General features: G+C 62.6%; 23 protein-coding genes. 10 read left to right on the top strand and 13 right to left on the bottom strand.

Going from position 1 to position 25,123, the window contains the following annotated elements:
- Positions 1-18: 18 nt before the first annotated feature.
- From H040_RS04390 to acs, 5 genes are all read right to left on the bottom strand, one after another.
- Complete coding sequence (locus H040_RS04390) at positions 19-783, bottom strand: ABC transporter ATP-binding protein (RefSeq protein WP_027921090.1); 765 nt, start codon at positions 781-783, stop codon at positions 19-21.
- A 22-nt stretch (positions 784-805) separates the two neighbouring features.
- Positions 806-1,504: an ABC transporter permease gene (locus H040_RS04385; protein ID WP_027921089.1), complete on the bottom strand. Its 699-nt coding sequence runs from the start codon at positions 1,502-1,504 to the stop codon at positions 806-808.
- A complete protein-coding gene (locus H040_RS04380) occupies positions 1,501-2,190 on the bottom strand; it encodes an ABC transporter permease (RefSeq protein ID WP_027921088.1) in 690 nt (229 codons plus the stop codon). The genes H040_RS04385 and H040_RS04380 overlap by 4 nt, the downstream gene beginning before the upstream one ends.
- Before the next feature lie 91 nt (positions 2,191-2,281).
- A complete protein-coding gene (locus H040_RS04375) occupies positions 2,282-3,067 on the bottom strand; it encodes an ABC transporter substrate-binding protein (protein WP_027921087.1) in 786 nt (261 codons plus the stop codon).
- Positions 3,068-3,548: 481 nt separating this feature from the next.
- A complete protein-coding gene (acs, locus tag H040_RS04370) occupies positions 3,549-5,510 on the bottom strand; it encodes an acetate--CoA ligase (protein ID WP_027921086.1) in 1,962 nt (653 codons plus the stop codon).
- A gap of 419 nt (positions 5,511-5,929) precedes the next feature.
- On the opposite strand from acs, the gene H040_RS04365 reads away from it, so the two are divergent.
- The gene (locus H040_RS04365; RefSeq protein WP_027921085.1) at positions 5,930-6,184 is read left to right on the top strand and encodes a DUF2790 domain-containing protein; all 255 of its coding nucleotides are present in this window, start codon (positions 5,930-5,932) and stop codon (positions 6,182-6,184) included.
- 100 nt (positions 6,185-6,284) lie between these two features.
- Here H040_RS04365 and H040_RS04360 read toward each other — a convergent pair whose 3' ends face one another.
- Positions 6,285-7,844, bottom strand: a complete 1,560-nt coding sequence (locus H040_RS04360) for a sigma-54-dependent phenylalanine hydroxylase transcriptional regulator PhhR (protein WP_027921084.1) — start codon at positions 7,842-7,844, stop codon at positions 6,285-6,287.
- 256 nt (positions 7,845-8,100) lie between these two features.
- Here H040_RS04360 and phhA point away from each other — a divergent pair, with 256 nt between their 5' ends.
- The 5 genes from phhA to H040_RS04340 all read left to right on the top strand — a co-directional run bounded on the left by phhA (position 8,101) and on the right by H040_RS04340 (position 11,893).
- Entirely contained in the window at positions 8,101-8,889 is a 789-nt protein-coding gene (gene phhA, locus H040_RS04355; protein ID WP_027921083.1) for a phenylalanine 4-monooxygenase, read from the top strand.
- A 38-nt stretch (positions 8,890-8,927) separates the two neighbouring features.
- On the top strand, positions 8,928-9,284 hold the full coding sequence (locus tag H040_RS04350) for a 4a-hydroxytetrahydrobiopterin dehydratase (RefSeq protein WP_027921082.1): 357 nt from the start codon (positions 8,928-8,930) through the stop codon (positions 9,282-9,284).
- A 172-nt stretch (positions 9,285-9,456) separates the two neighbouring features.
- Entirely contained in the window at positions 9,457-10,290 is an 834-nt protein-coding gene (locus H040_RS04345) for a tyrosine-protein phosphatase (protein WP_027921081.1), read from the top strand.
- A gap of 188 nt (positions 10,291-10,478) precedes the next feature.
- On the top strand, positions 10,479-10,607 hold the full coding sequence (locus tag H040_RS27635) for a hypothetical protein (RefSeq protein ID WP_256208154.1): 129 nt from the start codon (positions 10,479-10,481) through the stop codon (positions 10,605-10,607).
- 98 nt (positions 10,608-10,705) lie between these two features.
- Positions 10,706-11,893: an MFS transporter gene (locus H040_RS04340; protein WP_027921080.1), complete on the top strand. Its 1,188-nt coding sequence runs from the start codon at positions 10,706-10,708 to the stop codon at positions 11,891-11,893.
- 121 nt (positions 11,894-12,014) lie between these two features.
- Here H040_RS04340 and ydiJ read toward each other — a convergent pair whose 3' ends face one another.
- Positions 12,015-15,035, bottom strand: a complete 3,021-nt coding sequence (gene ydiJ, locus H040_RS04335; RefSeq protein ID WP_027921079.1) for a D-2-hydroxyglutarate dehydrogenase YdiJ — start codon at positions 15,033-15,035, stop codon at positions 12,015-12,017.
- A gap of 152 nt (positions 15,036-15,187) precedes the next feature.
- Between ydiJ and H040_RS04330 the strand changes: the two genes are divergently transcribed.
- On the top strand, positions 15,188-16,072 hold the full coding sequence (locus H040_RS04330) for a LysR substrate-binding domain-containing protein (RefSeq protein WP_027921078.1): 885 nt from the start codon (positions 15,188-15,190) through the stop codon (positions 16,070-16,072).
- A gap of 489 nt (positions 16,073-16,561) precedes the next feature.
- Here H040_RS04330 and H040_RS04325 read toward each other — a convergent pair whose 3' ends face one another.
- The 6 genes from H040_RS04325 to H040_RS04300 form a co-directional block, all read right to left on the bottom strand.
- Entirely contained in the window at positions 16,562-17,980 is a 1,419-nt protein-coding gene (locus H040_RS04325; RefSeq protein ID WP_177326730.1) for an amino acid permease, read from the bottom strand.
- Between the two features lie 644 nt (positions 17,981-18,624).
- Positions 18,625-19,731 carry a 23S rRNA pseudouridine(2605) synthase RluB gene (gene rluB, locus H040_RS04320; protein WP_027921076.1) on the bottom strand — a complete coding sequence of 369 codons (1,107 nt, stop codon included), beginning with the start codon at positions 19,729-19,731 and terminating at the stop codon, positions 18,625-18,627.
- 272 nt (positions 19,732-20,003) lie between these two features.
- Entirely contained in the window at positions 20,004-20,774 is a 771-nt protein-coding gene (gene scpB / locus H040_RS04315; protein ID WP_027921075.1) for an SMC-Scp complex subunit ScpB, read from the bottom strand.
- Positions 20,761-21,486 (bottom strand): segregation and condensation protein A, encoded by a 726-nt coding sequence (locus tag H040_RS04310; protein ID WP_177326732.1) that lies wholly within the window; start codon positions 21,484-21,486, stop codon positions 20,761-20,763. Before H040_RS04310 ends, scpB begins: the two co-directional genes overlap by 14 nt.
- Positions 21,487-21,626: 140 nt before the next feature.
- Complete coding sequence (locus H040_RS04305) at positions 21,627-22,256, bottom strand: L-threonylcarbamoyladenylate synthase (protein WP_033696652.1); 630 nt, start codon at positions 22,254-22,256, stop codon at positions 21,627-21,629.
- Between the two features lie 13 nt (positions 22,257-22,269).
- Positions 22,270-23,130 (bottom strand): PHP domain-containing protein, encoded by an 861-nt coding sequence (locus tag H040_RS04300; protein WP_027921072.1) that lies wholly within the window; start codon positions 23,128-23,130, stop codon positions 22,270-22,272.
- Between the two features lie 67 nt (positions 23,131-23,197).
- Here H040_RS04300 and H040_RS04295 point away from each other — a divergent pair, with 67 nt between their 5' ends.
- The 3 genes from H040_RS04295 to H040_RS04285 all read left to right on the top strand — a co-directional run bounded on the left by H040_RS04295 (position 23,198) and on the right by H040_RS04285 (position 24,995).
- The gene (locus H040_RS04295) at positions 23,198-23,791 is read left to right on the top strand and encodes a septation protein A (RefSeq protein WP_027921071.1); all 594 of its coding nucleotides are present in this window, start codon (positions 23,198-23,200) and stop codon (positions 23,789-23,791) included.
- Between the two features lies 1 nt (position 23,792).
- The gene (locus tag H040_RS04290; RefSeq protein WP_027921070.1) at positions 23,793-24,092 is read left to right on the top strand and encodes a YciI family protein; all 300 of its coding nucleotides are present in this window, start codon (positions 23,793-23,795) and stop codon (positions 24,090-24,092) included.
- 225 nt (positions 24,093-24,317) lie between these two features.
- The gene (locus H040_RS04285; RefSeq protein WP_027921069.1) at positions 24,318-24,995 is read left to right on the top strand and encodes a response regulator transcription factor; all 678 of its coding nucleotides are present in this window, start codon (positions 24,318-24,320) and stop codon (positions 24,993-24,995) included.
- The last annotated feature ends 128 nt before the right edge of the window (positions 24,996-25,123 follow it).

Below are 25,123 nucleotides of genomic sequence, written 5' to 3'. Positions count from 1 at the left end.
GTGCAAAGATGCAGCCTTTTACTTCAAGCTGCCGGAGAGGAACTGCTTGAGCCGCTCCGATTGCGGGTTGGCCAGCACTTCACGCGGGCAACCGGTCTCTTCGACCAGGCCTTTGTGCAGGAACACCAGCTGGTTCGACACTTCGCGGGCAAAGCCCATTTCGTGGGTCACCACCACCATGGTTCGGCCTTCTTGAGCCAGGGCCTGCATGACCTTGAGCACATCACCCACCAGCTCGGGGTCGAGCGCCGAAGTCGGCTCGTCGAACAGCATGACTTCCGGCTCCATGGCCAAGGCCCGGGCAATGGCCACACGCTGCTGCTCACCGCCAGACATGTGACCGGGGAAGGCGTCCTTGCGGTGGGCCACACCGACCTTGGCCAGGTAGTGCTCGGCCTTCTCCAGGGCTTCCTTCTTGCTTACCCCGAGAACGTGCACTGGCGCTTCGATGATGTTCTCCAGCGCGGTCATGTGCGACCACAGGTTGAAATGCTGGAACACCATCGACAGACGCGAGCGCATGCGCTGCAACTGGCGCGGGTCGGAGGCCTTGAGTGCGCCGTCCTTGCCAGGCTGGAGCTTCAGCTCTTCGTTGTTGAGCAGGATCTTCCCTGCATGGGGCTGCTCCAGCAGGTTGATGCAGCGCAGGAAGGTCGACTTGCCCGAACCGCTGGAGCCGATGATGCTGATCACGTCGCCGGCCTTGGCCGCCAATGAAACGCCCTTGAGCACTTCATGGCTGCCGTAGCGCTTGTGCAGGTCTTGGACTTCGAGTTTGTACATACTGTCGGTTCTCACAGAGCGTTCAGTGCTTGCGCGGCGCCAGATAGCCGAGCCAGCGGCGTTCGGCCATCTTGAACAGGCGCACGAGGATGAAGGTCAGGCACAGGTAGAACACGCCCGCCGTGATGTAGGCCTCGAAAGGCAGGTAGTACTGGGCATTGACCGTGCGCGCCGCACCGGTGATGTCGATCAGGGTCACGATCGACGCCAGGCTGGTGGTCTGCAGCATCATGATCACTTCGTTGCTGTACTGCGGCAGCGCCCGGCGCAGGGCCGACGGCAGCAGGATGCGGCGGTACATCTTCATCCGTGACATGCCCATGGCCTTGGCCGCCTCAATCTCGCCATGGGGCGTGGCCTTGAGGCTGCCGGCGATGATTTCGGCGGTGTAGGCACTGGTGTTGATAGCGAAGGCCAGGCAGGCGCAGAAGGTTGCGCTGGACAGCCACGGCCAGAAGATGCTCTCGCGCACCGCCTCGAACTGGGCCAGGCCGTAGTAGATCAGGAACAGCTGCACCAGCATCGGCGTGCCACGGATCACATAGGTGTACAGCCAGGCGCCCATGTTCACCAGCGGCTGCTTGGATACGCGCATCAGGCCCAGCGGGATGGCCGCCAGCAGGCCGAACAGCAGCGACAGCGCCAGCAGCTTGAGGGTGGTCAGCAGGCCGCCAAGGTACAGCGGCATGGCCTCCCAGACGACGTTGTAGTCGAAGATCATAGTTCAGCCACCTTGACGCCTACCGAGTAGCGGCGCTCGAGATACTTCAGCGCCAGCAGCGAAATACTGGTGATCACCAAGTACAGCGCGGCCACGGCCAGGAAGAAGGTGAAAGGTTCGCGGGTGGCGTCGGCTGCCTGCTTGGCCTTGAACATCATGTCCTGCAGGCCCACCACCGAAATCAGCGCCGTGGCCTTGGTCAGCACCAGCCAGTTGTTGGTGAAGCCCGGGATGGCCAGGCGGATCATCTGCGGCACCTGGATGCGGAAGAACACCTGGCGTGCACTCATGCCATAGGCCACGCCGGCTTCGGCCTGGCCCTTGGGGATACCGAGGAACGCACCACGGAAGGTTTCCGACAGGTACGCGCCAAAAATGAAGCCCAGCGTGCCGATACCGGCCACCAGCGGGTTAAGGTCGATGTAGTCGTCATAGCCGAGCAGCGGCGCCACCCGGTTGATGATGTCCTGGCCGCCGTAGAAGATCAGCAGGATCAGGACCAGGTCGGGGATGCCACGGATCACCGTGGAGTACAGATCCCCCAGCCAGGCCAGCCAGCGCACCGGCGACAAACGCAGCGCCACGCCGATCAGGCCGAGGACGATGGCCAGGGCCATCGACGACAGGGCGAGCTGCAGCGTCAGCCACGCCCCGTCGAGGATGACTGCCCCATAGCCTTTCAACATGATTCGGATTCCTCAGGGCTTGGGAATGAAAAATGGTGCAAACCTCAGAGCCTCTGCTGTTTGCACCATTGCACAGGTGAAACTCGACGTCTTAGTTCGAGTCTGGACCGTAGATATCGAAGTTGAAGTACTTCTTCTCGATTTCTTTGTACTTGCCGTTGGCGCGGATGGCGTCGATGGCCTTGTTGATGCGCTCGCGGTTGGCGTCGTCACCCTTGCGCACGGCGATGCCGACGCCGTCACCGAAGTACTTCACGTCGGTGAACGATGGGCCGACGAAGGCGAAGCCCTTGCCAGCGTCGGTTTTCAGGAAGCCGTCTTCGAGCAGGGTGGCATCGGCCACGGTACCGTCCAGGCGGCCGGCGGCAACATCCAGGTAGATTTCGTTCTGGGTGCCGTAAGGAACCACGGTGGCGCCCTTCGGAGCCAGCACTTCCTTGGCGAAGCGATCGTGGATCGAGCCGCGCTGCACGCCGATCTTCTTGCCCTTGAGCTCGTCGAGGCTGTCGCTCACGGTGGAGCCTTCCTTCATGACCAGGCGCGCCGGGGTCAGGTAGTAGCGCTTGGTGAAGTCGACCGACTTCTTGCGATCATCGGTGATCGACATGGACGACAGGATGGCGTCGATCTTGCGCACCTTGAGCGCCGGGATCAGGCCGTCGAACTCTTGCTCGACCCAGGTGCACTTGGCCTTCATCTCTTCACACAGGGCGTTGCCGATGTCGTAGTCGAAACCGGCGATGCTGCCATCCGGCTGTTTGAAGGCGAAGGGCGGGTAGGCGGCTTCGATGCCGATCTTCAACGGTTTTTCATCGGCCTGCGATACCAGGGAAAACACGGAAAGCGCCAGTGCGCCAAGCAGTGCGAGCTTCTTCATCAGGTAACTCCATCGGTACGGGGCAATACGAGGCAGGGTAACAGCTGCCCGATATGCGAATGGGTACAACGCGAGCCGCGCAGGTTTCGACCAAGGTCGCAGACCACGAGCGAGTGAGTGGCATTTTAACGACAGCCCGGTAGTCGATATTTCTTCAAAGCGACAACTACTTACAGAAGCGCTTGAAATCGCGGCGGGCGATGTTGACAGCTTTTGCAAATCATGCAAGAGCTCGAGAGAAATAACCTGTAAGCCAAGCAATTACTGGGCCTATTATTGGCAAACCCTTGCATTACGGCAAGTGCAGCGTTTCACCTCACTGAAAATGGCCACCGAGACGCACCAAAACGGCACGGACGTGTTTCCCTGCGCCCCGATCCTGTGCGAAATCGGTGACAGAAGAGTTACCGATGATTGTCGGGTAACAGTTAAGCAAAAACCCCGCCGGTTGCCCTGGCGGGGTTTCGTAGTGCCTACAAGGTCAGGCCGTAGCCAGGCTCATCGCCTTGTGAGTATCGATCAGGTGCTGCACCACACCTGGGTCGGCCAGGGTCGAGATGTCGCCCAGGGCGTCGTATTCGGCCGTGGCGATCTTGCGCAGGATGCGCCGCATGATCTTGCCCGAACGGGTCTTCGGCAGCCCCGGCGCCCACTGGATCACATCCGGCGAGGCAATCGGGCCAATCTCCTTGCGCACCCAGTTCTTCAGCTCCAGGCGCAGCTGCTCGCTCGGCTCGATTCCGGCATTGAGGGTGACATAGACATAGATGCCCTGCCCCTTGATGTCGTGCGGCACGCCAACCACCGCCGCCTCGGCGACCTTGGCGTGGGCGACCATGGCGCTCTCGATCTCGGCGGTACCCATGCGGTGGCCGGACACGTTGAGCACGTCGTCCACGCGACCGGTGATCCAGTAGTAGCCATCCTCGTCACGACGCGCACCGTCGCCGGTGAAGTACATGCCACGGAAGGTCTTGAAGTAGGTATCGACGAAGCGGTCGTGGTCGCCGTACAGCGAACGCGACTGGCCCGGCCAGGAATCGAGAATCACCAGGTTGCCTTCGGCAGCCCCTTCGATCAGGTTGCCCAGGTTATCCACCAGCGCCGGCACCACACCGAAGAATGGACGGGTCGCCGAGCCCGGCTTGAGTGCCGTGGCACCCGGCAGCGGGCTGATCAGCACCCCCCCTGTCTCGGTCTGCCACCAGGTATCGACGATCGGGCAACGCTCTTTGCCGACGGTCTTGTAGTACCAGTTCCAGGCCTCGGGGTTGATCGGCTCGCCGACCGAACCCAGCAGGCGCAGGCTGGAACCATCGGCACCGGCAACGGCAGCCTGCCCTTCGGCCATCATGGCGCGGATGGCGGTCGGTGCGGTGTAGAGGATATTGACTTTGTGCTTGTCGACGATCTTCGACACGCGGGTGATGTCCGGGTAATTTGGCACGCCTTCAAACAGCAGCGTGGTTGCGCCGTTGGCCAGCGGGCCATAGACAATGTAGCTGTGGCCGGTGACCCAGCCGACGTCGGCGGTGCACCAGTAGACTTCGCCCGGGCGGTAGTCGAACACGCGCTCATGGGTCAGTGCGGCATACACCAGGTAACCACCGGTGGTGTGCAGCACACCCTTCGGCTTGCCGGTGGAGCCGGAGGTATAAAGGATGAACAGCGGCTCTTCGGCCCCCATTTCCTTCGGCGCGCAGTGGCTGGAGGCAACCTTCATCAGGTCCTCGTACCAGATGTCGCGGTGCTGGTGCCAGGCGATGTCGCCACCGGTGCGCTTGCACACGATGATCTTCTGCACGCTGTTGGTTTCCGGGTTGGTCAGCGCCAGGTCGACGTTGGCCTTGAGCGGCGTGCGACGCCCGCCCCGCAGGCCTTCGTCAGCGGTGATCACCACTTTGGACTTGCAGTCGATGATGCGCCCGGCCAGGGCTTCCGGCGAGAAGCCGCCGAACACCACCGAGTGGATGGCACCGATGCGGGCGCACGCCAGCATGGCCACCACGGCCTCAGGGATCATCGGCATGTAGATGGTCACCACATCGCCACGGTGCACGTCCTGGCCGCGCAGGGCGTTGGCGAACTTGCAGACCTGCTCGTGCAGCTCGCGGTAGGTGATGTTGCGATGCTCGGAAGGGTCGTCGCCCTCCCAGATGATTGCCAGCTGGTCGCCGCGCTCTTCGAGGTGGCGGTCCAGGCAGTTGGAGGAAACGTTGAGAGTGCCGTCGGCAAACCACTTGATATCGACATGGTGGTCGTCGAACGAGGTCTGCTTGACCTTGGTGAAGGGCTTGATCCAGTCCAGGCGCTGGGCCTGCTCGCGCCAGAAGCCGTCCGGATTGATCACCGATTGCTGGTACATGGCCTTGTAGGTGGCCTCGTCGGTCAGGGTAGTGGCCGCAACCTCGGGACGAACGGGATACAGTGGAGCCGCACTCATCTGTGTTACCTCGGTGTAATAGTTGTTTTTGTATGGAACCGTTTGTAACTGTACCAGAGCGGGAAAAACCATACGACGATGGTAGTAGCACGCCCGGCAAATCTTCATGCCCACGGCGCGGGAGGCTCTAGCCCGCAGCCGCCGGCCCGGCAAGGGAAAACCACGAGGGCACCTGCCAAGGGATTGTTACAGATTATGGAAAAAGGCGAAAAAACTTTATCAAAACCCCATCTGTTTCCCTTAGTTACTCAGGCATAAGATTCACCTCGCCAGCAACGGCAAGGCGATTAACTACTGGAACAGCCCCCACGAAGGCAATCAGTTAATCCCCCTCTAATCCCGATAGTTGAACTTTGGCAGTACTCGCGGCGCCACAAGTGCCGCGTGCCCCCTCACGACCTTAGACAGGTAAATAGAAAATGAAAGCTTTACTGGTATTGGTACTTGGCAGTCTTTGCGGCGCGGCAATGGCCGGCGAAGCAAACAATGTCGAGCAGATTCCGGTTGAACAGTACAGTTACTCGCAGCACCTGGACATTGCCCGCGTCATCTCCATGAGCGAAGTGCCCAACGTCTGCGAAGTAGTGCCCGCCCGCATGACCTACGAGGACTCCAAGGGCCAGAAGCACATTCTCGAATACCGCGTGATGGGGAACGGCTGCTCCAACGGCTGATACCTTCGAATCGGGGCCCCTGCGGGCCCCGTTCGCGTTTTTGCCTGCCTGCAACTTTCACCCCGAATTGAAAGTTAACGAGGCATTAAATAGCAGCCATTTAATCTGCCGACTTGCCCAACGAATAATCCCGCAACTTGTTGGCAATTGTCGTATGGGAAACCCCCAGGCGTTTTCCCAGCGCCCGGCTACTTGGAAACTCCCCCATCAGACTTTCCAGCACCGCCTTTTCAAATCGTCCTACAATCTGCGAAAGATCCCCATCCAGCGAAAACTCGCCCAACGGCTGCCGCACGCCATAATCCGGCAAACGAATATGCTCGCTCTTCACCACCCCGCCTTCGCATAACGAAACCGCCTGGAACAACACGTTCTCCAGCTGCCGCACATTCCCTGGCCAGTGATACTGGCTGAGTTTGTCCATGGCCGCCGGTGCCAGGCGCGGCATGGCGCAGCCGATCTGCCGGCTGGCCTGATCGAGGAAGTGCTGCACAAGGCCCTCCAACCCGTCCATGCATTCGCGCAGCGGCGGAATGTGCAGCGACAGCACGTTGAGCCGGTGATACAGGTCCTGGCGGAATTCGCCGCGGGCGCACAGCTCGGACAGGTCGACCTGGGTGGCGCAGATTACCCGCACATCCAGGTACACCTCTTCATCGCTGCCGACACGGCGGAAGCAACCATCCTGCAGGAAACGCAGCAGCTTTACCTGCAGGCGCGGGCTCATCTCCCCCACGCCATCGAGGAACAATGTACCGCCAGCCGTCAACTCCAGCAGCCCCAGCTTGCCCTCGGCACGCGCCCCCTCGAAAGCACCGGGGCCATAACCGAACAGCTCGGTTTCGGCCATCGACTCTGGCAGGCCGGCACAGTTGAGTGCCATCAAAGGCGCCTGGCCACGCGGGCTGGCCAGATGGCAGGCGCGGGCCAGCAACTCCTTGCCGGTGCCGGTCTCGCCTTCGATCAGCAAGGGCGCATCCAGCGGCGCCATGCGCCGCGCTTCACGGACCACCGCCGCCATGACCCGCGAGCTCTGGAAAATGCTGTCGAAACCGCGCAATTCCTGTTTGCGCACGTTATAGATGCGCTCGCCGATGCGGTCGGCGCGATGCAGGGTCAGCACGGCACCGGCCAGGGCCTCGCTGTCATCGTGCTCGGATTGCAGCGGCGCAATATCGGCCAGGAACACATCACCCTTGACCTTGATGCGCAGGCCATTGATGCGCGACTTGTTGGCGCGCACCAGCTCCGGCAGGTCGAAATCCTCGACATAGCGCGCCAGCGGCATGCCCGGCACTTCGTCGACCCGCACCCCGAGCAACTGCGCCGCAGTGCGGTTGGCAGCGACGATGCTGCCCCCCATGTCGATCGACAGCACCGGGAAATCCAGCGCGCCGAGCAACGCATTGAGCTCCATGTGGCGGCGCTCGCTGGGCATCAGGCCGACGCGCTTGACCCCGAATACGCCGGCAATCGATTCGAACTTGGGCCGCAGCGCCTGGAACTGCAGATTGATCAGGTTCGGGCAGTGCAGGTAGATGGCATTGCCATGGTCTCCCCCCACCTCGCCGCGCAGCACGTTGATGCCGTATTCCACCAGCAGGTTGAGGATGTCGCGAAGGATGCCGATGCGGTTCTGGCAATGCACTTTGATACGCATGGAAGCTCTCGAAGTGGCGAAGTTTTTCAACGTCGCACGGAAAAGTCGTAAAGATAAGCTGCCAAAAACGACGCAAAGGGCAGCTTGATGAGCCGGATTTTCCGGCATGCAGGGTATTTTGTAAAATTATCGTTACGAATGACCGGTCAATGGGCACCTACCAGGAGGCGCTGCCCCCCGTGCAAATCAGCCGGTGAAGGGATATTCCTGAGTCATGTCGTGGACATAACAAGAAAGCCCTCACCAGGAGAGCCACATGAAACAGACGCAATACGTGGCACGCGAGCCCGATGCGAACGGTTTTATCGATTACCCGCAGCAAGAGCATGCGGTATGGAACACCCTGATCACTCGCCAGCTGAACGTCATCGAAGGCCGCGCGTGCCAGGAATACCTGGACGGCATCGACCAGCTCAAGCTGCCCCATGACCGCATTCCGCAGCTGGGCGAAGTCAACAAGGTGCTGGGCGCCACCACCGGCTGGCAGGTTGCCCGGGTACCGGCGCTGATCCCCTTCCAGACCTTCTTCGAGCTGCTGGCCAGCAAACGCTTCCCGGTCGCCACCTTCATCCGCACCCCGGAAGAACTGGACTACCTGCAGGAACCGGACATCTTCCACGAGATCTTTGGCCACTGCCCGCTGCTGACCAACCCGTTCTTTGCCGAATTCACCCACACCTACGGCAAGCTCGGCCTGGCCGCGACCAAGGAACAACGCGTGTACCTGGCACGCCTGTACTGGATGACCATCGAATTCGGCCTGATGGAGACCCCACAGGGTCGCAAGATCTATGGAGGCGGTATCCTCTCCTCGCCGAAAGAGACCGTCTACAGTCTTTCTGGCGAGCCTGAGCACCAGGCCTTCGACCCGATCGAGTGCATGCGCACGCCCTACCGTATCGACATTCTGCAGCCGCTGTACTTCGTGCTGCCGAACATGAAACGCCTGTTCGACCTGGCCCATGAAGACATCATGGCCATGGTCCACAAAGCCATGCAGCTGGGGCTGCATGCACCGAAATTCCCACCCAAGGTCGCTGCCTGAGCACCTTGCCGATAACAACTCGAAGCGGAAAACACACCATGAATGCCTTGAACCAAGCCCACTGCGAAGCCTGCCGCGCTGACGCACCCAAGGTCACCGACGAAGAACTGGCCGGGCTGATCCGCGAGATCCCGGACTGGAACATCGAAGTCCGCGATGGCCACATGGAGCTCGAGCGCGTGTTCCTCTTCAAGAACTTCAAGCATGCCCTGGCGTTCACCAATGCCGTGGGCGAGATCGCCGAAGCCGAAGGCCACCACCCCGGCCTGCTGACCGAGTGGGGCAAGGTCACCGTGACCTGGTGGAGCCACTCGATCAAGGGCCTGCACCGCAACGACTTCATCATGTGCGCGCGTACCGACAAGGTCGCCGAGACGGCTGAAGGCCGTAAGTAACACCAGATCGAAGCTGGCTGCGACACCTACGTCGCGGCCAGCTTCGTACATGCCAATAGCACTTATCTGCCACAACCAACCGCCACATGCCCTCCCTCCTAGAGAATGCCCCTCTGAAAGAATTGTTCCGCTTGAACCACGCTAGCCGCTCTCAACCCCGGAGCGACTCACGATGTTCCTATCCTCATTCGATACCGAACTGAACAACGCAATTACCGCCTCTCACAGGGCATGCTCAAAACCTGGCAGTGCACAGCTTGATACACCTCGCCTGGCCAGCCTGGACAACTTCCGTGACATAGCGGGCACCATCGCAGCGCACACTACCTGTTACGGCACCCTGCGCAGCATGTGCTTCTACCGGAGCAATGCCGTAACCCCTAGCGCAGCCGACATGGCCATCCTTGAACAGCTTGGCATTCGCGCAATCTTCGACCTACGCGACGATCACGAAATCGAAACAGCGCCAGACGTACTCCCAAAAGGCGCCATTTATCGTCATTTCAACGTGTTGCGCCACCGCTTCAAAGGATTCGACCTCGCCTCATTGCGCCTTGAAAGCGCGGAGCAGACCAGCGCACTCATGCGGGATGTGAACCGCGACTTCGTCGTATGCGCATCAGCACGCGAGGTGTTGGGGGAAGTCCTGACGGCAATGACCCAAACCCAAGGGCCGGTGCTTTTCCATTGCTCCGCCGGCAAAGACCGTACCGGCTGGGTATCTGCACTGTTGCTGAGCATTGCCGGTGCTGATCATGCAACCCTGATGTACGACTACCTGGCGAGCAATGCCTACACCGCCCAACGCATCGCCGCCACTCTGGCAGGCATGCCAGAAAGCAGGAGGGCCATCTATGCGCCTGCCTTGACGGTCGATGCGCGCTATCTCAATGCAGCACTGGAACAGGTGACCCGTGATTACGGCGACATGGACAATTATCTGCACAATGGCTTGAACCTGTCGCACCAGACGCTGAGCACCTTGCGCAGCAAACTGGTCGTTTAACCCGCCGTGCTCTGCCCGCTCAACACGCGGGCAGAGCACTATTGCGTCCGGTATCCGCCCGCAAAACCGACAAGCGACCGGGAAAAATTACAAACTGTCATCCAGACTTGTGTATCCTGCCCCAGCTTTGCGAAGCTCCGAACGCGCCTGGCGCAGACTTTTCACTCACACTTGCGAGGAACGACGAGATGCATGAAATCCCGAATCTTCCCTTCCCAAGCCTGAACCCAGAAGAGCCAACCGTTACCGTCCACGCCGAACCGACGCCTGCCGTCGATCAGGATGGTGACGATCAATCCAGCGCTGACCAGGAATAAACTGCGCATCCCTCCGACTGTGTGAAAACGGCTGACCTGCGGGCCACCCCCGTCATCACGTTTTCACACCGTCACGAACCTCTGCCACGAAGACACCCATGCCTGACTCACCGCGCCCCCTTGCGGTCACCCTGCAAGTCGTATCCATCGTCCTCTTCACCTTCATCGGCTACCTGAACATCGGCATCCCCCTGGCCGTGCTGCCTGGCTATGTGCACAACGACCTCGGCTTCAGTGCCGTGATCGCCGGCCTGGTGATCAGCGTGCAGTACCTCGCCACCCTGCTCAGCCGCCCTACCGCCAGCCGCATCATCGATAACCTGGGCAGCAAGAAAGCCGTGATGTACGGGCTGTTCGGCTGCGGCCTGAGCGGTGTGTTCATGCTTGCCTGCGCCTTCCTCACCCACCTGCCCTGGGTCAGCCTGAGCTGCCTGCTGGTTGGCCGCCTGGTGCTTGGCAGTGCCGAAAGCCTGGTGGGCTCTGGCTCGATTGGCTGGGGTATCGGCCGGGTCGGGGCCGAGCACACGGCCAAGGTCATATCCTGGAACGGCATCGCCAGCTATGGCGCGCTGGCCATCGGTGCGCCACTGGGCGTGCTGATGGTCAAGAGCCTGGGGCTGTGGAGCATGGGGGTAAGCATCATCCTGCTGTGCGGCATTGGCCTGCTGCTGGCCTGGCCGAAGCACGCGGCGCCCGTCGTCAGCGGCAAGCGCCTGCCGTTCATGCAGGTGCTGGGCAAGGTGTTCCCGCACGGTTCGGGACTGGCCTTAGGCTCCATCGGCTTTGGCACCATCGCCACCTTCATCACCCTGTATTACGCCAGCCGTGGCTGGGCCAATGCAGCACTGACCTTGAGCCTGTTCGGTGCCAGCTTCATCTGCGCGCGGCTGCTGTTCGGCAACCTGATCAACCGGATGGGTGGGTTCAGGGTGGCAATCGTTTGCCTTTCGGTAGAAACCCTTGGGCTGCTGATGCTGTGGCTGGCGCCAAATGCCGAGTGGGCGTTGGCAGGGGCTGCGCTAAGCGGGTTCGGTTTCTCGCTGGTGTTCCCGGCACTGGGGGTGGAAGCGGTAAACCAGGTGTCGGCGGCCAACCGCGGGGCGGCGGTGGGGGCTTATTCGCTGTTCATCGACCTGTCGCTGGGGATTACCGGGCCGCTGGTGGGTGCGGTGGCGTCGGGGTTCGGGTTTGCTTCGATGTTTCTGTTTGCTGCTGCGGCGGCGTGCTGTGGGTTGGTGTTGAGCCTGTATCTTTATCGCCAGGCGCGGCTGGGGCGCGGCCAATAAAGCTGGGAGCGCTTTGCGCTCCTTTCGCGACACAGGGCCGCTCCGACAGGGGATCGCATTCGCTTGTGGGAGCGGCCTTGTGTCGCGAAAGGGCTGCAAAGCAGCCCCGGGGCCCTGAAGGTCAGCGCCTGGCGTACTGCAACACCACTTCCAACGGGTGGCGCATCTGCCGCTCGGTCATGCGCTTGACCTGGCTGCGACACGAGTAGCCAGTCGCCAGCGCCTCCCCTTCCTTGTCCAGCTTGGTCGCCCACGACTGCTCGAAGATGGTCCGCGAAGTGCCCTGGTTGCGCGCCTCGTGCCCGTAGGTACCTGACATGCCGCAGCAACCCGTCGCCTCGGTCACCAGCTTCAGCCCGAGCCGGGCAAACACTTGCTCCCACTGTTTGGTGCTGGCCGGCACGTTGGTTTTCTCGGTGCAATGCGCCATCAGGCGGAAATTGCCCGGTGCGGCAGGCGCCTGCTCCGGCAGCACATCCATCAGCCACTCCTGCGGCAGCAGAACGTTCGGGCAGCCATCCAGGCCCGGCACTTTCTGGTATTCCTGGCGATAGACCAAGGTCATCGCCGGGTCCAGGCCCACCAGCGGCACGCCGCAGTCAGCCAGGGCCTTGAGCTGGGTTGCGTTGCGGATCGCCGCCTTGGCAAAGGCGCCGAGGAAGCCCTGCACGTGCAGCGGCTTGCCATTGGCGCTATAGGGCGCCAGGAACACCCGGTGGCCCAGGCGATGGGCCAGCTCGATGAAGGCGGCCAGCAGCGGCGTTTCGAAGTAGCGGGTGAAGGCATCCTGCACCAGTACGATGCTGCGCTCGCGCTGGGCCGGGGTTAGTTCGCGCAGGGCCGGCACGCTGGCCACGCCGACGCGGCAACGGGTCAGGGTCGACTGGAAGTTGAAGCGGCTGATCAGCGGGCTGTCGACCATGCCGACCTTGTCCGCCAGCAGCTTGCTCACCCACTTGGAGCCCATCACGGCGTTGTACAGGCCAGGTGCATGGGCCAGGTACGGAATGGTGAACTCCAGCGAGCCGATCAGGTAATCACGCAGCGGGCGCTGATAGCGACCGTGGTACAGCTCCAGGAAGCGCGAGCGGAAGTCCGGCACGTTGACCTTGATCGGGCACTGCCCCGCGCACGATTTGCACGCCAGGCAGCCGGCCATGGCGTCGTACACCTCATGGGAGAAGTCTTCCTGGCCCTGGCTGCGTGCACGGTTGTTGCGCAGCCGCGCCGGCAGACCCTTGAGCCACGACACCTTGTTGCGCGCAGCCGCCAGCACGTCGATGTTGGCCTCGCCCTGCAGACGCAGCCACTCGCGCATCAGCGAGGCGCGGCCTTTGGGCGAATGCTGGCGTTCACGGGTAGCCTTCCACGACGGGCACATGGCGTCGTTGGGGTCGTAGTTGTAGCAGGCACCGTTGCCGTTGCAGTGCACGGCGCTGGGGAAGTCCTGCCACACGCGCTCGTCGATGGTGCGGTCGAGCTCGCCACGCAGGGTCACGCCGTCGACCGGGGTCAGGCCCTCGGTGCTGCCCAGCGGCGTGCAGATCTTGCCCGGGTTGAGCTGGTTGTGCGGGTCGAAGGCGCCCTTCAGGCGCTGCAGCGCCGGGTATAGCTTACCGAAGTACTCCGGCACGTATTCAGACCGCAGGCCCTTGCCGTGCTCGCCCCACAGCAAACCGCCGTAGCGCTTGGTCAACGCGGCGACGGCGTCGGAAATCGGCTTGACCAGTGCGGCCTGGGCGGGGTCTTTCATGTCCAGCGCCGGGCGCACGTGCAGCACGCCGGCATCGACGTGGCCGAACATGCCGTAGGCTAGGCCGTAACCATCGAGCAGCGCGCGGAAGTCGGCGATGTAGTCGGCCAGTTGCTCTGGCGGTACGGCAGTGTCTTCAACGAACGGCTGCGGGCGCACCTCGCCCTCAACGTTGCCGAGCAGGCCGACCGAGCGCTTGCGCATGGTGTAGACGCGGGTTACCGCCTCGGCGCCCTCGGCCAGGGTGTGGCCCAGGCGCTCGACACTGGTGTCGCTCTGCAGGTGATCAATGAACGCCTGGACCCGAGCATTGACCTCCGCCGGCTCGTCGCCGCAGAACTCCACCAGGTTGATGCCCAGGGTCGGGCGCTCAGGGTCGGCCGGGAAGTATTCGGCAACGCTGTGCCAGACGATGTCCTTCATCGCCAGCATCAGCACCTTGGAGTCGACCGTCTCGATCGACAGCGGCTTGAGCGCCATCAGCGCATTGGCGTCGCGCAGGGCATCCATGAAGCTGCTGTAGCGCACGTTGACCAGCACCGCGTATTTCGGGATCGGCAGCACATTGAGCTTGGCTTCGACCACATAGCCGAGCGAGCCCTCGGCACCGCACAGCACGCTGTTGAGGTTGAAACGGCCTTGCTCGTCGCGCAGGTGCGCCAGGTCATAGCCGGTCAGGCAACGGTTGAGCGTGGGGAAGGTGGTCTCGATCAGCTCGCCTTGGGTTTCCTGGATCTCCCGGGCCATGCGGTACACCTCGCCGACCCGGCCAGGCGCGGCGCATGCCTGCTCCAGCGCGCCATCGTCGATCGGCAGGCTGTGCAGGCGCTCGCCACCGAGCAGCACGCTGTGCAGTTCGAGCACGTGGTCGCGGGTCTTGCCGTAGGTGCAGCTGCCCTGGCCGCTGGCGTCGGTGTTGATCATGCCGCCGACAGTGGCGCGGTTGGAGGTGGACAGCTCAGGGGCGAAGAACAGGCCGTACGGCTTGAGCGCGGCATTGAGCTGGTCCTTGACCGTACCGGCCTGGACCCGCACCCAGCGCTCCTCGACGTTGATTTCGAGGATCTGGTTCATGTGCCGCGACAGGTCGACGACGATACCATCGGTCAGCGACTGGCCATTGGTGCCGGTGCCGCCGCCACGAGGGGTCAGCTTGACCTCCTTGAAGCGTGGCTCGCCCATCAGCGTGGCGACACGCGCCACGTCGTCGGCATCCAGCGGGAACACCGCCGCCTGCGGCAGACGCTGGTAGATCGAGTTGTCGGTGGCCAGCACCGTACGGGTGCCGTAGTCGGCGCTGATCTGGCCGCGGAAGCCGCTGTTGCGCAGGGCTTCGAGGAATTCTGGGTAGTTGGCGCTCGGCGCAAGGGTCGACAGCTGGGCGATCATCGAAGGATGGCCTCTTGATATGGACTAATTCACGGGAATCCTGTCATGCCGGTATGGGTAGCCACACGCGAGGATGACGCATAGACCAATGTTCCTGTAGTTTCGCTTCAGGGGCAAACGGATAATCCTGCCGCTATCAATGACTTTTATGAATGAATTACCGCCACCTGACACCGTCCATGTCGCTACTGCTGGCTTTCGAGGCCGCCGCCCGGCATGAAAGCTATACCCGCGCCGCTGCCGAACTGTCGCTGACCCAGAGCGCGGTCAGCCGCCAGGTGCAGGCGCTGGAGCAGCAACTGGGCCTGACCCTGTTCCGCCGCGAGGGCCGCCAGGTGCAACTGACTGACGTCGGTCGGCTGTACCAGCGCGAATTGAGCGAGGCGCTAGGTCGCATTCGCAGCGCCACCCTGCAGGCACTGGCCTACCAGTCGGGGGTCGGTACCCTGCGCCTGGCAACCTTGCCTACCTTCGGCTCGAAGTGGCTGCTACCACGCCTGCATGCGTTCTACAGTGCCCACCCGGGCATGCTGGTGCATATTCATTCACGCATCGAAGCGATCAACTTCGATACCAGCGAGATCGACGCGGCCATCGGCGTGGCCAGCCATGACCTGCCGGGCTTGATATGTCATCGGCTGCACGCCGAGGAGCTGGTGGTGATCCTGCCGCCGGAAGCAGGCGGCGATGCCCAGGGCTGGGGCCCGGCGCGGGTCAGTGAAGAGGTGCTGCTGAACGTGGCCAACAACCCGCATGCCTGGGGCGAGTGGTTTTCGCACCACGGGTTGCCGCACCGGGCGATGCGCCTGGGGCCAAGCTTCGAACTGACCTCGCACCTGATACAAGCCGTGCGGGCCGGGATAGGCATCGGCCTGGTACCGAGGGTTCTGGTGGAGGAAGAGCTGGCCAAGGGTGAGCTGTTCAGCCCGGGGGCGGCGTTTGCCAGCCAGCGCAGTTATTACCTGATCTATCCACCGCGCAATGAAGCCTTGCCTTCACTGAGGGCATTTCGCAGCTGGTTGCTGGAACAGATCTGAATCCTGTTCCGGCCTCTTCGCGGGTAAACCCGCTCCCACAGGGAACTCACTGCCTGTGGGAGCAACTGTCTTCTTGTGGGAGCGGGTTCACCCGCGAAAGGGCCGGTACAGCCACCCACAAGCCAAGCGCCCGCCTTGAGGTCCATGCTGAACTTGTGGGAGCGGGTTCACCCCCGAAAGGGCCGGTACAGCCACCCACAAGCCAAGCGCCCGCCTTGAGGTCCATGCTGCACTTGTGGGAGCGGGTTCACCCGCGAAAGGGCCGGTACAGCCACCCACAAGCCAAGCGCCCGCCTTGAGGTCCATGCTGCACTTGTGGGAGCGGGTTCACCCGCGAAAGGGCCGGTACAGCCACCCACAAGCCAAGCGCCCGCCTTGAAGTCCATGCTGCACTTGCGGGAGCGGGTTTACCCGCGAAAGGGCCGGAACAGGCAATAAAAAACCCGATGCCAGTCACCTGACATCGGGTTTCTTCAAGCAGCCAAAGATTTACCTGGCCACGGTACCTGCAGTGCCATTGGCCTGCGGCCGGCGCTTGCCCTTGAGCAGGTAGGCGACCAGCATCGCTCCCAGCCACACAGGAATTGCATACACCGACACCTGGATGCCCGGAATCATCAGCATGATGCCGAGGATCAGCACCACGAAAGCCAGCACCAAGTAGTTGCCGTAGGGGTACCACAGTGCCTTGAACAGCGGCTTCTGGCCAACACGGTCAAGGTGCTGGCGGAACTTCAGGTGCGAGTAGCTGATCATCGCCCAGTTGATCACCAGGGTCGCGACCACCAGCGACATCAACAGCTCCAGCGCATTCTGTGGCATCAGGTAGTTGAGCAGCACGGCAATCAGGGTCACAGCCGCCGACACCAGGATCGAACGCACGGGTACGCCACGCTTGTCGACCTTGGCCAGCGAAGCCGGCGCGTCACCCTGCTCGGCCATGCCCAGCAGCATGCGCGCGTTGCAGTAAGTGCCGCTGTTGTACACCGACAGCGCGGCGGTCAGGACCACGAAGTTCAGCAGGTTGGCCGCCACGTCGCTGCCCAGCAGCGAAAACACCTGGACGAACGGGCTGCTGCCATAGCTGCCACCGGACGCGTCGATGCTGGCGACCAGGTTGTCCCAAGGGGTCAGCGACAACAGCACGATCAGGGCGCCGACATAGAAGATCAGGATGCGGTAGATGACCTGGTTGATCGCCTTCGGTATCACGGTCTTCGGCTTGTCGGCCTCGGCGGCGGTGAAGCCGAGCATTTCCAGGCCACCGAAGGAGAACATGATGAACGCCAGGGCCATCACCAGGCCGCTGACACCATGCGGGAAGAAGCCGCCATGGCTCCACAGGTTGCTCACCGAGGCGTCAGGGCCGCCGTTGCCGCTGGTCAGCAGGTAGGCGCCCAGGCCGATCATGCTGACGATGGCCACGACCTTGATGATGGCGAACCAGAATTCGGCTTCACCGAAGAACTTCACGTTCATCAGGTTGATTGCGTTGATCAGCACGAAGAATGCTGCCGCCGTGACCCAGGTCGGGATCTCCGGCCACCAGTAGTGAACGTACTTGCCCACCGCCGACAGCTCCGACATGCCCACCAGGATGTACAGCACCCAGCAGTTCCAGCCCGACAGGAAGCCGGCGAAGCCGCCCCAGTAGGTATGCGCAAAGTGGCTGAACGAGCCGGCCACCGGCTCTTCGACGATCATCTCGCCAAGCTGGCGCATGATCATGAAGGCGATGAAGCCGCAGATGGCGTAACCCAGGATCATCGACGGACCGGCGGATTTCATCACGCCTGCCGAGCCGAGGAACAGGCCGGTACCAATCGCGCCGCCGAGGGCGATCAACTGGATGTGGCGGTTCTTCAGGCCCCGCTTGAGCTCGCCTGAATGCATGTTTTGTCCACTCATGAACGAAGTCACCTGCATTGTTTTTATCTGTGACGGAATCGGACCCACCGCGCTCGTGGCGCAGCGGAATGGGCAAGGTGGTTACCTTGGGTTTCCTGCCAACGGATGCCGCCGGGGCGGATCAGCCTGGTGTTGGCAAGAGTGCGCGGTACGCAAGAGGGTCACAGGTAAAACGCGGCGCACTGTATACCCCTGCAAACGCGCAGGCGTCAACGCGTTGCATCGTTTCCTCGGGAAAAAACGCAGCGATCCTGTGGTAGGCACCTGAAAAGGCGGAGTGATCGGCGTACATGGCGCCTCCATTTGTTGTTTTGTCAGCCCGGCTCTGTGGACGGGCTCTTGCACACGGCAATGAGCGCTATATCACCGTGGTACGGGGGTTTGAACAAGATAGGGCGGGATGGCGGAAGAGGCTCAAGGGCGGGTGACGCGGCAAGTTCTGTTTACACGAATACGAAAATTCCGAAATCCAGGCTGAATTCGAGCAGTTCTGTAAGAATTTATTTACAGGGTGGTTTGGAAACTTGCCAGTCGTCCGAAAAATTCTTTTTCTTCAATATCTTGGGGGCGCTGCGCAGCCCCCAATTTCTCACAGGCATAAAAAAACCAGCCCGAAGGCTGGTTCTCATTGCCGCACAATGCAATCAACCACGCGGCTTGCCGCGGCCACGGCCGGCCGGCTTGTCACCGTCAGGCTTGCCTGGGCGCTTGCGCATCTCGCTCGGGCGCTCGGCCACGGCGCTGCCACGGTTGCCTTTGCGCGGCGCTTCGTCGCGCGACTGACGCGCAGGGCGCTCACCCGAGGTATCCCGCGGCTGACGTGCCGGGCGCTCAGCGGCTGCAGCACCGCCTTCATGGGCCGGGCGCAGGCTACGTACGCGCTCGTTGCGCCCCATTGGCCGGCTCGACTTGCGCTGCAGGCGCTCCATCTTGTCCTTGGCCTTGAGGTTCAGGGTTGGCAGCGCCACCGGCTGCAAGCCTACTTCAGCAGCCAGGATGTCGATTTCGCCCTGGGTCATCTCACGCCAGCGGCCCATCGGCAGGTCGGAGTTGAGGAACACCGGGCCGAAACGTACGCGCTTCAGGCGGCTGACCACCATGCCCTGGGACTCCCACAGGCGGCGTACTTCACGGTTGCGGCCTTCCATCACCACGCAGTGGTACCAGTGGTTGAAGCCTTCGCCACCCGGCGCCTTCTGGATGTCGGTGAACTTGGCCGGGCCGTCTTCGAGCATCACGCCCGCCTTCAGGCGGTCGATCATCTCGTCGTCGACTTCGCCACGTACACGCACGGCGTATTCGCGGTCCATCTCGTAGGACGGGTGCATCAGGCGGTTGGCCAGCTCACCGTCGGTGGTGAACAGCAGCAGGCCAGTGGTGTTGATGTCCAGGCGGCCGATGTTGATCCAGCGACCTTCTTTCGGCCGCGGCAGGCGGTCGAACACGGTCGGGCGGCCCTCCGGGTCGTCACGGGTGCAGATCTCGCCATCGGGCTTGTTGTACATGATGACCCGGCGCGTGGCTTCAGCAGCCTCCTCGCGCTTGATCAGCTTGCCGTCGACGGTGATGGCGTCGTGCAGGTCGACGCGCAAGCCGAGGGTGGCCTCGACGCCGTTGACCTTGATGCGGCCCTGGCTGATCCAGGCTTCGACGTCACGGCGCGAACCGACGCCAATGCGCGCCAGCACTTTCTGCAGCTTTTCGCCGGCTGGCGGGGTGATTTCGGTATTTTGCAGGTCTTGCTCACTCATCTGGGCACCTCCCGGTGTAGGAATGAAAACAGGGTTCTGGCGACGAACGCGCCAAAAGGCCGCGCATCATACGCGGTTCGCTGGGGGAACGCACTGGAGGGTAGAGGGTTTTGTCAGCTTTGCGAGTGAATTCTGCCTAATGGTGATGTGTGGCCAGTGCCTGCCCTTTCGCGGGTAAACCCGCGCCCACGAGGAGGTCACATCCTGATTGCGGCGCAGTACCTGTAGGAGCGGGTTTACCCGCGAAAGGGCCGGCACACGCGGCAAAAGAGTCAGGGCTCTGACTTGCCCTCTTCCTCTACCGAAACCTCCGGCTCTTCCTCACGAAGGTCATCGAAGTCGGTCTTAAGCCCCTCCTCCATGGCATCGAGCTCCACCAGCAGGCTGCGGAAGCTGGTCTCATCCTTCGGCTCAGCCACCTGCTCTTCCTCACCCAGGCTGGCATCGGCCAGCGCCTGCAGGTGTGCCGGCACCGGCGCGTCATCCGGATCGAGCAGTGGCTCCCGTTCCATTTCGCGCAGTTCGGCAAGCGCTGGCAGCTCGTCCAGGCTCTTGAGGTTGAAGTGATCGAGAAACGCCTTGGTGGTGGCGAACATCGCCGGGCGCCCAGGTACCTCGCGGTGGCCGACCACGCGAATCCACTCACGCTCCATCAGCGTCTTGATGATGTTGCTGTTGACCGCCACCCCCCGTACATCTTCGATTTCGCCACGGGTGATGGGCTGGCGGTAGGCGATCAGCGCCATGGTTTCGAGCAGTGCGCGGGAATACCGCTGCGGGCGCTCCTCCCACAGCCGGCCAACCCAGGGCGCGAAGCTTTCGCGAATCTGCAGGCGGTAACCGGTGGCCACTTCCTTGAGCTCGAACGCCCGCCCGGCGCAAGACTTGCCGAGCACTTCCAGGGCCTTTCTGAATACCTTCGGCTCGGGGCGCTCGGCTTCTTCGAACAGCTCGTAGAGGCGTTCGAGGGACTGCGGCTTGCCCGAGGCGAGCAGGAAGGCTTCGATCAGCGACGCCAGGTCGCGGGGTTCATTCAGATTCATCAGGTTCTTCGACAGACTCGGGGCGCAGCCGCACATGGATCGGCGCAAAAGGCTCATTCTGCACCAGTTCGACCAGCGATTCCTTCACCAGCTCGAGGATCGCCATGAAGGTCACCACCACGCCGAGCTTGCCCTCCTCGGGCGTGAACAACTCGACGAACGGCACGAAGGCACCGCCCTTGAGGCGCTCCAGCACATCGCTCATGCGCTCGCGGGTAGACAGCGTCTCACGGGTGATCTGGTGGCTTTCGAACAGGTCGTTGCGGCGCATGACCTCGGCCATGGACACCAGCAGCTCCTCGAGGCTTACCTGCGGCAGCAGCTTGCGCACTTTCGCCTGCGGCGCCTCCAGGCGCGGTACGACAATCTCGCGGCCAACCCGTGGCAGCTCGTCGATGCCCTCGGCGGCGGCCTTGAAACGCTCGTACTCCTGCAGGCGGCGGATCAATTCGGCGCGTGGGTCGCCCTCTTCTTCCTCGATCGCGGCCGAGCGCGGCAGCAGCATGCGCGACTTGATCTCGGCGAGCATGGCCGCCATCACCAGGTATTCGGCCGCCAGCTCCAGGCGCACGCTCTTCATCAGCTCGACGTAGCCCATGTACTGGCGGGTGATTTCCGCCACCGGGATGTCGAGGATGTCGATGTTCTGCTTGCGGATCAGGTACAGCAGCAGGTCCAGCGGGCCCTCGAACGCTTCGAGGATGACTTCCAGGGCGTCGGGCGGGATGTAAAGGTCCAGCGGCAACTCGGTCAGCGCTTCACCGTAGACCAGGGCCAGCTGCAACTGCTGGGGGGGCAATTCTGGTTGCACGGCCGCCTGTTCGGCCGCTGCCTCGGGTGCTTCCACCTGACTCACGCGTTGACCATGAACGGCGTAGGGTCGCCGCAGCCTTCACGGATCAGTTCAGGCTCGTCGCCGGACAAGTCGATAATGGTCGAGGCCTTGAGGTCGCCGAAGCCGCCATCGATGACCAGGTCGACATGGTGCTCCAGGCGCTCGCGAATCTCGTAGGGGTCGGTCATTGGCTCGGTGTCGCCCGGCAGGATCAGGCTCACGCTCATCAACGGCTCGCCCAATTCGGCCAGCAACGCCAGCGTGATGGCGTGGTCCGGCACGCGCAAGCCAATGGTGCGGCGCTTTTCATGCAGCAGCAGGCGCGGCACTTCGCGGGTACCGTTGAGGATGAAGGTGTACGGCCCCGGCACATGGGCCTTGAGCAGGCGGAAGGTGCCGGTGTCGACCTTGGCATACAGCCCCAGCTGCGACATGTCGCAACACATCAGGGTGAAGTTGTGGGTCTTGTCCAGGCCGCGCAGACGGCGCACCCGCTCGATTGCTGCCTTGTCGCCGATCTGGCAACCCAGGGCATAGGCCGAGTCAGTCGGATAGACCACCACCCCACCCTTGCGGATGATCTCCACCGCCTGGCGAATCAGGCGCGGCTGTGGGTTCTCCGGATGAATCTGGAAAAATTGGCTCACGAAGTCTTCCTGTTCATAGCGCCATAGGCTGTTCATGGCTGAATCGACGCCACAGAGGTGGCAAGTCCTCGGGCAATGGCCGGTAGGCACCGATCTCGCCCCAGGTGCCGGGGCCGTGGAAATCGCTGCCAGCGCTTGCCAGCAGGCCGAACTCACGGGTAAGGATGGACATCGTGCCCACCTGCTCGGCCGGCATCATCCCGTTGACCACTTCAAGTGCCTGCCCGCCTGCCTGAATATAGTCGGCAATCAGCCGCCTGCGCTTGCTGCGGGTCAGATCGTAGTGCATGGGATGCGCAAGGCTCACCCAGGCGTTGGACTGGCGCAAGGTGGCGACAGTTTCGTCCAGGGTTGGCCAGTGCTGCTTGACGTCGCCCAGCTTGCCGGCCCCCAGCCACTTGCGAAAGGCCTCGCCGCGGTCCTTGACGTGACCGGCGCGCACCATGAATTCGGCAAAATGCGGCCGCGCAGGCGCGTTGCCGCTGTCCCCCAACTCTTGCTGCACGGCCCGCGCACCGTCGAGGGCTCCGGGCATGCCCTTGGCCGCCAACCGTCTGTCGATTTCCTCGGCGCGCAACCAGCGGCCACGGTGCAGGGACTCGATGGCCTGGAGCAAGGGTGGTGCATCTAGCGGGAAGTGGTAGCCCAGCACATGAATGGTCGCGCCCCCCCAGGTGCACGACAGCTCTACCCCGCTGACCCAGTGCATGCCGCGCGCGTGGCAGGCCTGGCGCGCCTCGGGCAGGCCTTCGAGGGTGTCGTGGTCGGTCAGTGCCAGCGTTTGCACCCCGTGCTCGTGGGCCCGGGCGACCAGGTCCGTGGGCGACAGGGCGCCGTCGGAGGCCGTGCTGTGACAGTGCAGATCAACATTCATGGAGGAGCGCTTTCGCTGGAATCGATGTTTGTTATTATGCCGTCACATCCCGATTCTGGCTGCCATTGTGAAACAATTCATCGATTTCATCCCGCTGCTGCTGTTCTTCATCGTCTACAAGCTCGACCCACGGCCGATGGACGTTGCTGGCCACAGCTTCGAATTCGGCGGCATCTACAGTGCCACGGCGATGCTGATCATCAGCTCGCTGGTGGTGTACGGCGCGCTGTTCCTGCGCCAGCGCAAGCTGGAAAAGGGCCAGTGGCTGACCTTGGTCGCCTGCCTGGTGTTCGGCGGCCTGACCCTGACTTTCCACAGCGAAACCTTCCTCAAGTGGAAGGCGCCGGTGGTCAACTGGCTGTTCGCCCTGGCCTTTGCCGGTAGCCACTTCATCGGCGACCGGGTGCTGATCAAACGCATCATGGGCCATGCGCTGACCCTGCCCGATGCCATCTGGTCGCGCCTGAACGTGGCCTGGATCGCCTTCTTCGTGTTCTGCGGTGCTGCCAACTTGTTCGTCGCCTTCACCTTCCAGGCGTACTGGGTCGACTTCAAGGTGTTCGGCAGCCTCGGCATGACCGTGCTGTTCCTGGTGGCGCAGGGTGTGTACCTGTCGCGTCATCTGCACGACGACCCTTCCACCTCCAAACCCAAGGATTGACATGCTCTACGCCATCATCGCCAGCGACGTCGCGAACTCCCTGGAAAAACGCCTGGCCGCACGCCCGGCGCACATCGAGCGCCTGCAGCAGCTCAAGGTCGAAGGCCGCGTGGTGCTGGCCGGCCCGCACCCGGCCATCGACAGCAACGACCCGGGCGAAGCTGGCTTCAGCGGCAGCCTGATCGTCGCCGAGTTCGACTCGCTGGCCGCTGCCCAGGCCTGGGCCGATGCCGACCCTTACATCGCCGCCGGCGTGTACGACAAGGTCATCGTCAAGCCGTTCAAGCAAGTCCTGCCTTGACCTGATATCGCGTCGTCTGCTTCGCGGGCAAGTCGGGGCGCCGAACCGCCGCTTCCACAGGGATTGCACAGGCCCGAAGGCTGCCAGAGACCTGTGGGAGCGGGCGTGCCCGCGAAGAGGGCGACGCAGCCTCCCCCGCTCCAATTGCACACTCGTCCTCAGTCTGCGGTATCTTTGCCACTGGCGGACACAGTAGACGCCGTCAATGGTTGAATTGAGTGAGTCATGAGCGAGCTGTTACTGATTGATGATGACCAGGAACTCTGCGAGCTGCTCGGCAGCTGGCTGACCCAGGAAGGGTTTGCGGTACGCGCCTGCCACGATGGCCAGAGCGCGCGCCAGGCATTGGCCGAGCATGCCCCGGCAGCCGTGGTGCTGGATGTGATGCTGCCCGACGGCAGCGGCCTGGAGCTGCTCAAGCAGCTGCGCAGCGAGCATGCCGAGCTGCCGGTGCTGATGTTGTCGGCCCGTGGTGAACCCCTGGACCGCATCCTCGGCCTGGAGCTGGGCGCCGACGATTACCTGGCCAAGCCCTGTGACCCCCGTGAGCTCACCGCCCGCCTGCGCGCCGTGCTGCGCCGCAGCCACCCCACCGCCACCACCACCCAGCTGGAAATCGGTGACCTGGCGTTCAGCCCGGTGCGGGGGGTGGTCAGCATCGATGGCCGCGACATGAGCCTGACACTGTCCGAAAGCCGCATCCTCGAAGCGCTGCTACGCCAGCCCGGCGAGCCGCTGGACAAGCAGGAACTAGCGCAGATCGCCCTGGGGCGCAAGCTGACCCTGTACGACCGCAGCCTGGACATGCACGTCAGCAACCTGCGCAAGAAGGTTGGCCCGCATGCCGATGGCCGGCCACGGATCGTCGCGCTGCGTAGCCGCGGTTACTACTACAGCCTTTGAAGCTGACATGCTCCGCTGTAGGAGCGGCCTTGTGTCGCGAAAGGGCTGCGCAGCAGCCCCAAGGATTCAGTGTACATGCATGAGTTGCTGGGGCTGCTGCGCAGCCCTTTCGCGACACAAGGCCGCTT

The sequence above is a fragment of the Pseudomonas sp. URMO17WK12:I7 genome, assembly GCF_003269045.1.
In the GTDB taxonomy this organism is placed as follows: domain Bacteria; phylum Pseudomonadota; class Gammaproteobacteria; order Pseudomonadales; family Pseudomonadaceae; genus Aquipseudomonas; species Aquipseudomonas putida_J.
Note: the sequence above shows the minus strand (reverse complement) of the source record. Positions and strands in the feature narration are given on the sequence as shown.